The sequence below is a fragment of the Burkholderia sp. LS-044 genome, from assembly GCF_004803625.1.
Lineage (GTDB): Bacteria > Pseudomonadota > Gammaproteobacteria > Burkholderiales > Burkholderiaceae > Burkholderia > Burkholderia cepacia.
The window spans coordinates 87,724-97,876 of record NZ_SSWO01000024.1; the positions used below are offsets into that span (position 1 = coordinate 87,724).

Below are 10,153 nucleotides of genomic sequence, written 5' to 3' on the forward strand. Positions count from 1 at the left end.
TGAAAAATCGGGGGCGAAAAATCGGGGCGAAAACGGCGTGCACGATCGTGGCGCGCCGCCGGGATTCACCATCGTAAAATAGATTCCCTCCATCGTCACTACAACGGCAGAGTCCCCCTTATGAAACTTGCTTCGCTGAAGGACGGCACGCGCGACGGCCAGCTGATCGTCGTGTCGCGCGACCTGCACACCGCGGCGATCGCCGACGCGATCGCGCCGACGTTGCAGCGTGTCCTCGACGACTGGGCGTTCTACGCGCCGCAGCTGCGCGACCTGTACGACGCGCTGAACCACGGCCGCGCGCGCAATGCGTTCGCATTCGATCCGGCCAACTGCATGGCGCCGCTGCCGCGCGCGTTCCAGTGGGCCGACGGCTCCGCGTACGTGAACCACGTCGAGCTCGTGCGCCGCGCGCGCGGCGCCGAGATGCCGCCCGAATTCTGGACCGACCCGCTGATGTACCAGGGCGGCAGCGACGATTTCCTCGGCGCGCGCGACGACGTCGTGTGCCCGTCGGAGGAGTGGGGCATCGATTTCGAGGCGGAAGTCGCGGTGATCACCGGCGACGTGCGGATGAGTGCGTCGCCCGACGAAGCGCTGAAGGCCGTCCGGCTCGTCACGCTGGTGAACGACGTGTCGCTGCGCAACCTGATTCCGGCCGAGCTCGCGAAGGGCTTCGGCTTCTTCCAGAGCAAGCCGGCCACCGCATTTGCGCCGGTCGCCGTGACGCCCGACGAGCTCGGTGACGAATGGCGCGAAGGCCGCGTGCACCGGCCGATGATCGTCCACTGGAACGGCAGGAAGGTCGGCCAGCCCGATGCGGGCACCGACATGGTGTTTCACTTCGGCCAGCTGGTCGCGCACGCGGCGAAGACGCGCAACCTGCGCGCCGGGTCGATCGTCGGCTCGGGCACGGTGTCGAACAAGGACGCGAAGCGCGGCTACTGCTGCATCGCCGAGAAGCGCTGCCTCGAGACGATCGAGCATGGCGCGCCGCAGACCGAATTCATGCGCTACGGCGATACCGTGCGCATCGAGATGTTCGACGCGGCCGGCAAGTCGATCTTCGGTGCGATCGAGCAGTCGGTCGCCCCGCCCGACGGCGCGGCGTAAGCGGCGCGGCGCTTGCGCGAAACCCGGCTTCGGCCTGCGCGCCGGGTTTCGCCTGATGTTTGTCCGCGCGGGCTTGGCTACACTCGATTCAAGAGCCTCGACTCGAAGGAGCGGCACATGGCCGATCTCGCCGCATACGGCGGTTACGAAGCACTGAAGGTGACGCGCCGCGACCATGGCGTGCTCGACATCGTGATGAGCGGCGAGGGGGCGAACCGCAGCGGCCTCGCGACCGCGAACGCGGGCATGCATCGCGAGCTCGCCGACATCTGGCGCGACGTCGACCGCGATCCCGACACGCGCGTCGCGGTGATCCGCGGCGAAGGCAAGGGCTTCTCGGCGGGCGGCGATCTCGCGCTCGTCGAGGACATGGCGAACGACTTCGACGTGCGCTCCCGCGTGTGGCGCGAGGCGCGCGACCTCGTCTACAACGTGATCAACTGCAGCAAGCCGATCGTATCGGCGATGCATGGCCCGGCCGTCGGCGCGGGGCTCGTCGCCGGGCTGCTCGCCGACATCTCGATCGCCGCGAAGGACGCGCGCATCATCGACGGCCACACGCGCCTCGGCGTCGCGGCCGGCGACCACGCGGCGATCGTGTGGCCGCTGCTGTGCGGGATGGCGAAGGCGAAGTACTACCTGCTGCTGTGCGAACCGGTGAGCGGCGAGGAGGCCGAGCGGATCGGGCTGGTGTCGCTCACGGTCGAGCCGGCCGACCTGCTGCCGAAGGCGTACGAAGTGGCCGAGCGGCTCGCCCACGGTTCGCAGTCGGCGATCCGCTGGACCAAGTACGCATTGAACAACTGGCTGCGCACGGCCGGGCCGACCTTCGATACGTCGCTTGCGCTCGAATTCATGGGGTTTGCCGGGCCCGACGTGCAGGAAGGCCTCCGGTCGTTGCGCGAGCGGCGTCCACCCGAGTTCCCCGGCGACGCCCCGTTCTGACACGCGCCGGCGCTATGATCGATCCAGGCGCGGCTCGCGCGACCCATGGCGGCCGCCTCGTCCTCACCCAGTCAACCAGGATGCCCGTATGACGACCGATGCCCCCGGCTCCAATCCTTTCGCCGGCTTTGCCGGCTTCAAGCCCGCCGACATGATGGACCGGATGTGGGACATGATGCGGATGTCGCCGTTCGGCGCGATGACGCCGTTTCCGGGCGGCGCGCATGGGCTGCCGCCGTCGCTGTCGAGCATGTCCGACATGATGGCGCCGCTCACGAGCGTCGAGGAACTCGACAAGCGCATCACCGACCTGCGCGCGGTCGAGCAGTGGCTGAAGCTCAATCTCGGGATGCTGCAGTCGGCGATCCAGGCGCTCGAGGTGCAGCGCGCGACGCTCGCGACGCTGCGTGCGTTCGGCGCGTTCGCGCAGAGCTCGATGTCGGCGGCCGAGGAGGCGGCCGTCGCGGCGGCGCATGCGGCGAAATCCGCGTCGGCTGCGCCGGGCGATGCGCCGGCGGCGGAGGATGCCGATGCTTCCGCCGCGGATGCAGCCGCGGGCGACGCCGCGCAGGCCTTCGATCCCGCCGGCTGGTGGAACCTGCTGCAGTCGCAGTTCAACCAGCTCGCGAGCCTCGCGATGGCGCAGCCGGGCATGCAGCCCGCCGCGCCGGGCGATGCGCCGCCGGACGCGGCCGCTGCGCCGGAGCAGGCCGCGAAGCCGGCATCGGCCGCCGCCGCGCCGCGCAAGCCCGCCGCGAAGCGTGCCAAATCGACCGGCGCGACCGGCGCGGCCGACGCGACCGGTTCGGCCGCGGCGCGCGCGGCGGCCGCATCGTCGCCCGAAACCCGTCCGCCGAAGCGTTCGACGTGACGCGGCGCAGATAGCAGGTCGATCATGCGGCTCGCGCTCGTTCTGATGGGAGGCGGCGCACGTGCCGCCTATCAGGTCGGCGTGCTCAAGGCACTGGCCGAGATCGCGCGCGAGGCCGATCCGCAGCGGCATACGCTGCCGTTCGCGGTCGTGTGCGGCTCGTCGGCCGGCGCGATCAACGCGACGTCGATCGCGAGCCACGCGGACGACTTTTCCCATGGCGTGCGGCGCCTGCTCGAATTCTGGGAGCCGTTGCGTGCCGACTACGTGTATCGCACCGACTGGCTCGGCATCGCGGCCGCCGGTGCGCGCTGGCTCGCGACGATGACGTTCGGCTGGGCGGCCCGCCGCTCGCCGCGCGGGCTGCTCGACAACGCGCCGCTCGCGCACCTGCTGCAGCGCGAGCTGAGCTTCCACCGGATCGAGCAGATGCTCGAGGCGCGCCTGCTGCACGCGCTGTCGATCACGGCGCTCAGCTATTCGAGCGGCCGGCACCTCACGTTCTACCAGGCGGCCGAGCCGATCCAGGCGTGGCGGCGCGCGCAGCGCACCGCGCGGCTCGTCGACCTGTCGGCGTCGCACCTGCTCGCATCGTCGGCGATTCCGTTCGTGTTCCCGGCCGTGCCGCTCGTGCTCGACGGGCAGATCGAGTACTTCGGCGACGGGTCGATCCGGCAGATCGCGCCGCTGTCGCCGGCGATCCACTTCGGCGCGCACCGGATCGTCGTGGTCGGTGCGGCCGACCCGCGGCCCGAGATTCCGGCCGCGAACGGCACGGGGCTGGTACGCGGCTACCCGACGCTCGCGCAGATCGGCCAGCAGGTGCTCGCGAGCGTGTTCCTCGACTCGATCGGCTCGGACATCGAGCGCATCGAGCACATCAACCGGATGATCGAGCACCTGCCGCACCAGGTCGAGGTGGACAGCGGCTGGCGGCACGTCGACGTGCTCGCGATCGCGCCGTCCGAGCGTATCGAGCTGATCGCCGCTAAACACCTGAAGCAGATGCCGGCGACGATGCGCGGGCTGCTCGGCGCGATCGGCGGCAGCCAGCCGGCCGGCGCGTCGTTTGCAAGCTACCTGCTATTCGAGGAGGCGTTCACGCGCGAACTGATCGAGCTCGGCTACCGCGACGGGCGCGCGCAGCGCGACACGCTGGCCGGCTGGATCGCGCTGGCGGACGGCGGCAGCGCGCCGGCCGCCGGCATGCCGCGGGACGACGGTCTCGCGACCGGAGAAATACGGGTCTGATGCGCCGGGAGGGTGGCGGGGTTGCATTTTCGCGACGGCCGGCCGCGACCGATCGCCGCACCGCGATTGGCGGCGCGCGACCGGGCAGGCGTCTCGGAACCGTCATGCACGCGTGCTATCATGGCCGCCGCCGTATACACCATATCGAACAGCCCGCCGATCCGGCATCCGCACGGGGCCCTACGGGGAACCCGCCTGGGGCAGGGGGCGGGCTCGTCAGCGAGCCGGCCAGCGCCGGCCCCCACTCAGGCAAGCGCGTAGCCGGTTCCGTTCGCACGGAGCGTGGCTGCGGCATGCCGCAACGGCGGCGCGGCCGCCCGGCTGCCGGACGAGCAATCGGCGTCCGGCCGGTCGGTTTCACGCGTAAAATTACAGTCTTGGCCGCAAAAAGCGCGCTTGGCGCGCCTTTGCGGCAACAGTCACGTTTAGAGAAGTCGCATTGCGCAGAACAGGGGTGGGACCATCATGAACACCATGCTTTATCCGGAACTTTACAGGTCGCTCGAAGCTGTCCGCTGGGACATGGAGAAGGACATTCCGTGGGACAAGTTCGACGCTTCGCTGCTCACCGACGAGCAGGCGAAGACGATCAAGATGAACGCGATCACCGAATGGTCGGCGCTGCCCGCGACGGAGATGTTCCTGCGCGACAACCAGCACGACAGCGACTTTTCCGCGTTCATGAGCGTGTGGTTCTTCGAGGAGCAGAAGCATTCGCTCGTGCTGATGGAATACCTGCGCCGCTTCCGGCCGGAGATGGTGCCGACCGAAGAGGAACTGCACGCGGTGCGCTTCGAATTCGACCCGGCGCCGCCGCTCGAGACGCTGATGCTGCACTTCTGCGGCGAGATCCGCCTGAACCACTGGTACCGCTGCGCGGCCGACTGGCATACCGAACCGGTCATCAAGCAGATCTACGAGACGATTTCGCGCGATGAAGCGCGCCATGGCGGCGCCTACCTGCGCTACATGAAGAAGGCGCTGAACAACTGCGGCGACGTCGCGCGCGCGGCGTTCGCGAAGATCGGCGTGCTGATGGCGTCGGCGCGCCGCACCGAGAAGCCGCTGCACCCGACCAACCTGCACGTGAACCAGGCGCTGTTCCCGCGCGATACCGTGCAGTCGCGCCTGCCCGATCCGGAATGGCTCGAGCGCTGGCTCGACGAACAGATCCGGTTCGACGGCGAGTGGGAAAAGAAGGTCGTCGAGCGGATCCTGCACAACCTGTCGATCCTGTTCGAGCGCACGTTCGCGACCGCGCAGGAGCTGAACCGCTACCGCAAGGAAGTCACCGGCCGCCTGCAGGCCGAAAGCGGCCCGTCGTCGGCCGCGCAGCCGGCCTGAGGCCGGCAGGCGCCGCCGCCGGCGTAAATCGCGCCGGCCGGTAGCGCTGTCGTGCCGTATCCGTTGCATGAAGCCCGCCTGGCCAGCCCGGCGGGCTTTTTATCTGGCGCCGCCGTCGCGCGCGCCGTTGCTCATTTCGTCCGATCTCCACCATGTCCGCCACCTTCGAACGCAAGCTGATCACCCGTGATGCCCTCGTCGCGCTGCGTGCGTCGCTGCCGTCGCCCGTCGTGTTCACCAACGGCGTATTCGACATCCTGCACCGCGGCCACGTCACGTATCTCGCCGACGCGAAAGCGCTCGGCGCGTGCCTGATCGTCGGCGTGAACAGCGATGCGTCGGTGCGCATGCTCGGCAAGGGCGACGACCGGCCGATCAATCGCGAGGAAGACCGCGCGGCACTGCTCGCGGCGCTGGAAAGCGTCGACTGGGTCGTGACGTTCGGGGAAAAGACGCCGGTGTCGCTGATCGAGGCCGTCCGTCCGGACATCCTCGTGAAGGGCGGCGACTACGACATGGACGCGCTGCCGGAATCGGCGCTCGTGCGCGGCTGGGGCGGCCGTGCGCTGGCGATTCCGTTCGAGCACGACCGCTCGACCACCGCGCTGCTGAAGAAGGTGCGCGCGCAGCAGTCCTGAGTACGGCCCGGCGCCGTCAGGGCGCGGACGCCGCGAGCGGGGCCGTCGTGATGGCCGGCGGCGCGATCGGGCCACCGACGACGGGTTGGTCGGTCGCCTGCGCGAGCGGCGTCACGCGCAGCGCATCGGGCCGGACCTGCCGCGACAGCACGCCGGGTTCGCGCGGGCCGGCCGACGGCAGCGGCCCGAACACGCCGCGCGCCACCACGAACGCGAGCATGTTGGCGAGAAAGAGAACAGCGATCAGCCAGCGCAGCATCGTCGAACCTCCTTGTCGTCATCGACGTCGTTCACGTCATTCAGTCGAGCCGGCCGCATGGCCGGCTTTTTCATGGCTTCCGCCGGTCGAATGCACGGGCCGTTGCAGCCGCCCCGCGCGTACCGCTTCGTCAGCGTGCCGCATGTCCGTCCGGACCCGCGTCGCCGCACGCCGGCGCGATGCCGGCGCCGGTTCCGTCAATCCTGCGCGGCTTCGGCCGCAATCAGCGCGAGCCCGGACAGGATCAGTGCATCGTGCCGCGTATGCGGCACCGTCAACGCGCGCGCGACGTCGTCCGCCGCGCCGCCGGCCAGCACGAGCCGCACGGGTGCGTGCCACGCGTCGGCAAGGTCGCGCCACGCGCGCTCGATCAGCCCGGCCTGCGCGTACAGGCAGCCGGCCGACAGCGAGCGCGGCGTATCGACCTGGAACGGATCGGCCTGCGCACCCGCGAGCAGGCCGCTCGCGATATCGGTGGTCAGCGTCGGCAGCTGCGCGGTGTGCGTGCCGAGCGCACGCATCATCAGCGCCCAGCCCGGCGCGATCAGCCCGCCGGTGAAGCGGCCGTCCGCGCGCAGCGCCTCGAGTGTCGTCGCGGTGCCGAACGTCGCGATCAGCAGGTGCTCGCCCGGAAACGCCGCGTGCGCGCCGATCAGGCCGGCCCAGCGGTCGCTGCCGAGCTGTTCGGGTGTCGTGTAGCCGTTCGTCACGCCGCATTGCGTGTGACGCGAGCGTATCGTCGTGCGCGGCAGGCCCGGCCAGCGCGCGTCGAGCAGCGCGTCGAGCCGGGCGGCCACGTCGGCGCCCGCGACGTTCGAGATCCACGCGCCGCGCGGATGCGGCAGGTTCGACCAGTCGGGATCGGCGCCGCCGTCGCGCGTGTGGCCGAATGCGCCCGTCTCGACGAGCGTGCGCTGCGCATCGGCGAGCGCCCACTTGATCCGGCTGTTGCCGGCGTCGATCAGCAGGTGCGGCTCGTTCATTGCGCTTCGCGCAGCGACACGTCGCCGGCCGCGATCGCCTGGATGCCGTCCGGCGTGTCGAGGAGCAGCTGGCCGGTCGCGTCGATGCCCGTCGCGATGCCGCGCGCGCGTTCGACGCCCTGTTCGAGCAGGACGACTTCGCGCCCCGCATACGCGTGCAACGCATGCCAGCGCGGCACGAACGGCGCGAGCCCTTCGGCGCCGAACTGCGCGAGCGCGGGCGTGAGCGCGTTCAGCGACGCGGCGAGCGTATCGGTGAGGTTGGCCGATGCGCACGCGATCGACAGCGCAGCAGGCGGCAGCCCGCTCGCGAGCGTCGCTTCGCGCGCGCGCAGCGCGTCGACCTGCGCGGCGACGGCTTCCGCGCCGCGGACGTTGATGCCGAAACCGATCACGACGGCGGTCGCGTCGGCGCTGGCCCAGGCGGTTTCGATCAGGATCCCGGCGAGCTTGCCGACGATGCGGGGTGTGCCGTCGTCGGTGGCGGTCAGCAGCAGGTCGTTCGGCCATTTGAGCGCGACGCGCGAGCGGGCGTCGAGCGGCAGCGTGGCCAGCCCCTCCGCAAGCGCGACGCCGATCGCGATGCTGAGGCCGCCGAGCGCGTCGACGGGGCGCGGCACGATGCAGCCGACCGAGCACAGCAGCGCGTTGCCGGGCTGTGCGAACCACGGGCGGCCTTGCCGGCCGCGGCCGGCCGTCTGCTCGAACGCCACGCGCACGAGCGGCGCGGGCAGCGCGTTCGCGTGGCGCGGCAGCGCCTTGAGCCGGGTGGCGACGTCGGCGTTGGTCGAGCCGGTGGCGGCGACGATGTCGAGCGGCCACGCACGCGGCGCGGCGTCCAGGTGCGCCTCGAGCCGGTTGCGCGCGATGTGCGCGTCGCCGGAATCGGGCGTGTCGGAGGAGGTGGGGGCGTTCATGGCGCCTATTGTAGCGACAGGGGGCGGTGGCGCGCGTCGAGCGGCGCGCGCCACCGGCAGTGATCGACCGGCAGTGATCGACCGGCAGTGATCGACCGGCAGTGATCGATCGGCAGTGATCGATCGGCAGCGATCGATTGGCAGTGATCGACCGGCAGTGATCGACCGGCAGTGGTCGACCGGCAGCGACCGATCGGCAGTGATCGACCGGCAGTGATCGATTGGCAGCGATCGACCGGCAGTGATCGATTGGCAGTGATCGACCGGCAGCGATCGATCGGCGGCGACTGACCGGCGGCGACCGATCGGCAATGACCAACCGGCAATGACCAACCGGCAATGACCAATCGGCAGCGACCGACCGGTAGCGACGAACCGGCAGTGACCAACCGGCGGTGACCAACCGGCGGTGACCGACCAGCATCCACCACCAAGGCGGCGCGCGGCCGCCCGCATACGCGCGGCGCCGGCGTGCCGCCGCACGACTCAATGCTTTTCCATCTGCTCCAGCGCCTTGATGTCTTCTTCGGACGTCATTTCGCACGCGAGCAGCGTCTTGCCCTTCAGCGCCGGGCCCTGGCGGGCCGACACGAGGATCAGCGCGCCGCCCGGGCCGCGCACCGTCAGGCGGCGCGAATAGCCTGCCGACGACGCGCCCAGCAGATGCCCCTTTTCAGGCGCGAGCTTGTAGCGTTGCGCGAGCTGGCCGGCGACTTCGCCGTCCACGAGCACGCCGATCCCGGTGCTGGTGAACACGACGTGCTGTGTCGTGAAGCCGTCCCGGTGGATCGGCTCCGGCAGTCGGAAGACCGCGGCGCCCAGCATCGATTCGTCCGGCTTCGGATCGGTGGCCTTGACGGTGTTGTAGATCGAGTCCATCAGGTCCGACGTGAACGGCGGATTGCAGATCGCGGCGTTGAAGATGTCGGGTTGGGCGGGCGGCGCGGCGAATGCAGCGAGCGGCACGGCGGAGAGGGCAATGGCAATGGCGGCGGCGCCGACGGCAGCGGCGCGACGCCCGGACAGGCGAAGGGACATGAATGCAGTTCTCTCAGGTTTTATTGTGAGGCTGCATGTTAATGCATCGCCGCACGCCGGCCGATCGACGGGGAGCGGCCGGGTGGCGGCAATGCAACAGGCCCGCGCCCGCGCGCCGCGATCGATTCCGTTGCCGGATGATCGATGCGCGGAGCGTCGGGGCTTGCCCGTCAGGCAGCCGGTGCGATGCGGGTTCGCGTCACGGCGCGACGACCGGATGCTTCAGCGCATGCGCGGTCTCGATCCACTGCGCGTGGAATTCGTCCGCGTCGGGCTTGAGCCCGAGCTCGCCGTTGCGATAGGCCATCGCGAGCGTCTGCACGGCCTCCGGCAACTCGTGCTCGGCGGCCCGGCGATACAGCGCGAGCGCGCGTGCGTCGTCGCGCGGCACGCCGCTGCCGTCGCGGTACGCGTTCGCGAGCATGAAGTCCGCGGCCGGGATGTCCGCGCGCGACGCGACCTCGAACCAGTGCGCGGCCTGCACGGGATCGGCGGCGATCCCGTAGCCGCTGCGATAGATCAGCCCGAGGTAATACGCGGCGGCCGGGTCGCCCTGCGCGGCCGCTTCGCCGAGCAGCGTGCGGGCGCGTGCATAGTCCTTCGGCATGTCGCTGCTGCCGAGCAGCAACGCCTTGCCGAGCGCGAGCTGCGCCCGCCGGGCGGCCGGCGCGTCGGCCTTGCCGTTCGCCGTCGCGGCCGTTTCCAGCCAGCCGCGCCCCTCGTCGCGCAGCCCCGGTTCGCGCGCGTCGACGAGCGCGATGCCGAGCGCCGCCTGCGCGTCGCCCGAGCCGCGG

The 10,153-nt window shown here is 70.5% G+C and carries 11 protein-coding genes; 6 read left to right on the forward strand and 5 right to left on the reverse strand.

The window, feature by feature from the left end:
- Positions 1 to 120: 120 nt before the first annotated feature.
- The 6 genes from E9536_RS37545 (at position 121) to rfaE2 (ending at position 6,162) form a co-directional block, all read left to right on the forward strand.
- Positions 121 to 1,113: a fumarylacetoacetate hydrolase family protein gene (locus tag E9536_RS37545; RefSeq protein ID WP_027789012.1), complete on the forward strand. Its 993-nt coding sequence runs from the start codon at positions 121 to 123 to the stop codon at positions 1,111 to 1,113.
- Positions 1,114 to 1,230: 117 nt separating this feature from the next.
- The gene (locus E9536_RS37550) at positions 1,231 to 2,058 is read left to right on the forward strand and encodes an enoyl-CoA hydratase/isomerase family protein (protein ID WP_136472662.1); all 828 of its coding nucleotides are present in this window, start codon (positions 1,231 to 1,233) and stop codon (positions 2,056 to 2,058) included.
- Positions 2,059 to 2,146: 88 nt separating this feature from the next.
- Complete coding sequence (locus tag E9536_RS37555; protein WP_060349986.1) at positions 2,147 to 2,929, forward strand: PhaM family polyhydroxyalkanoate granule multifunctional regulatory protein; 783 nt, start codon at positions 2,147 to 2,149, stop codon at positions 2,927 to 2,929.
- A gap of 24 nt (positions 2,930 to 2,953) precedes the next feature.
- Entirely contained in the window at positions 2,954 to 4,180 is a 1,227-nt protein-coding gene (locus E9536_RS37560; RefSeq protein WP_027789015.1) for a patatin-like phospholipase family protein, read from the forward strand.
- 465 nt (positions 4,181 to 4,645) lie between these two features.
- Complete coding sequence (locus E9536_RS37570; RefSeq protein ID WP_034195849.1) at positions 4,646 to 5,524, forward strand: diiron oxygenase; 879 nt, start codon at positions 4,646 to 4,648, stop codon at positions 5,522 to 5,524.
- A 152-nt stretch (positions 5,525 to 5,676) separates the two neighbouring features.
- Positions 5,677 to 6,162: a D-glycero-beta-D-manno-heptose 1-phosphate adenylyltransferase gene (rfaE2, locus tag E9536_RS37575; RefSeq protein WP_012329309.1), complete on the forward strand. Its 486-nt coding sequence runs from the start codon at positions 5,677 to 5,679 to the stop codon at positions 6,160 to 6,162.
- Between the two features lie 16 nt (positions 6,163 to 6,178).
- Here rfaE2 and E9536_RS37580 read toward each other — a convergent pair whose 3' ends face one another.
- The 5 genes from E9536_RS37580 to E9536_RS37600 form a co-directional block, all read right to left on the reverse strand.
- Positions 6,179 to 6,421 carry a hypothetical protein gene (locus tag E9536_RS37580; protein ID WP_136472664.1) on the reverse strand — a complete coding sequence of 81 codons (243 nt, stop codon included), beginning with the start codon at positions 6,419 to 6,421 and terminating at the stop codon, positions 6,179 to 6,181.
- 197 nt (positions 6,422 to 6,618) lie between these two features.
- Positions 6,619 to 7,404 (reverse strand): type III pantothenate kinase, encoded by a 786-nt coding sequence (locus E9536_RS37585; protein WP_048023868.1) that lies wholly within the window; start codon positions 7,402 to 7,404, stop codon positions 6,619 to 6,621.
- On the reverse strand, positions 7,401 to 8,321 hold the full coding sequence (locus E9536_RS37590; protein ID WP_048023870.1) for a biotin--[acetyl-CoA-carboxylase] ligase: 921 nt from the start codon (positions 8,319 to 8,321) through the stop codon (positions 7,401 to 7,403). The genes E9536_RS37585 and E9536_RS37590 overlap by 4 nt, the downstream gene beginning before the upstream one ends.
- 486 nt (positions 8,322 to 8,807) lie before the next feature.
- Positions 8,808 to 9,359 carry a hypothetical protein gene (locus E9536_RS37595; RefSeq protein ID WP_060083208.1) on the reverse strand — a complete coding sequence of 184 codons (552 nt, stop codon included), beginning with the start codon at positions 9,357 to 9,359 and terminating at the stop codon, positions 8,808 to 8,810.
- 199 nt (positions 9,360 to 9,558) lie between these two features.
- The coding region (locus E9536_RS37600; RefSeq protein WP_136472666.1) for a tetratricopeptide repeat protein at positions 9,559 to 10,153 on the reverse strand (595 nt) is incomplete at its 5' end.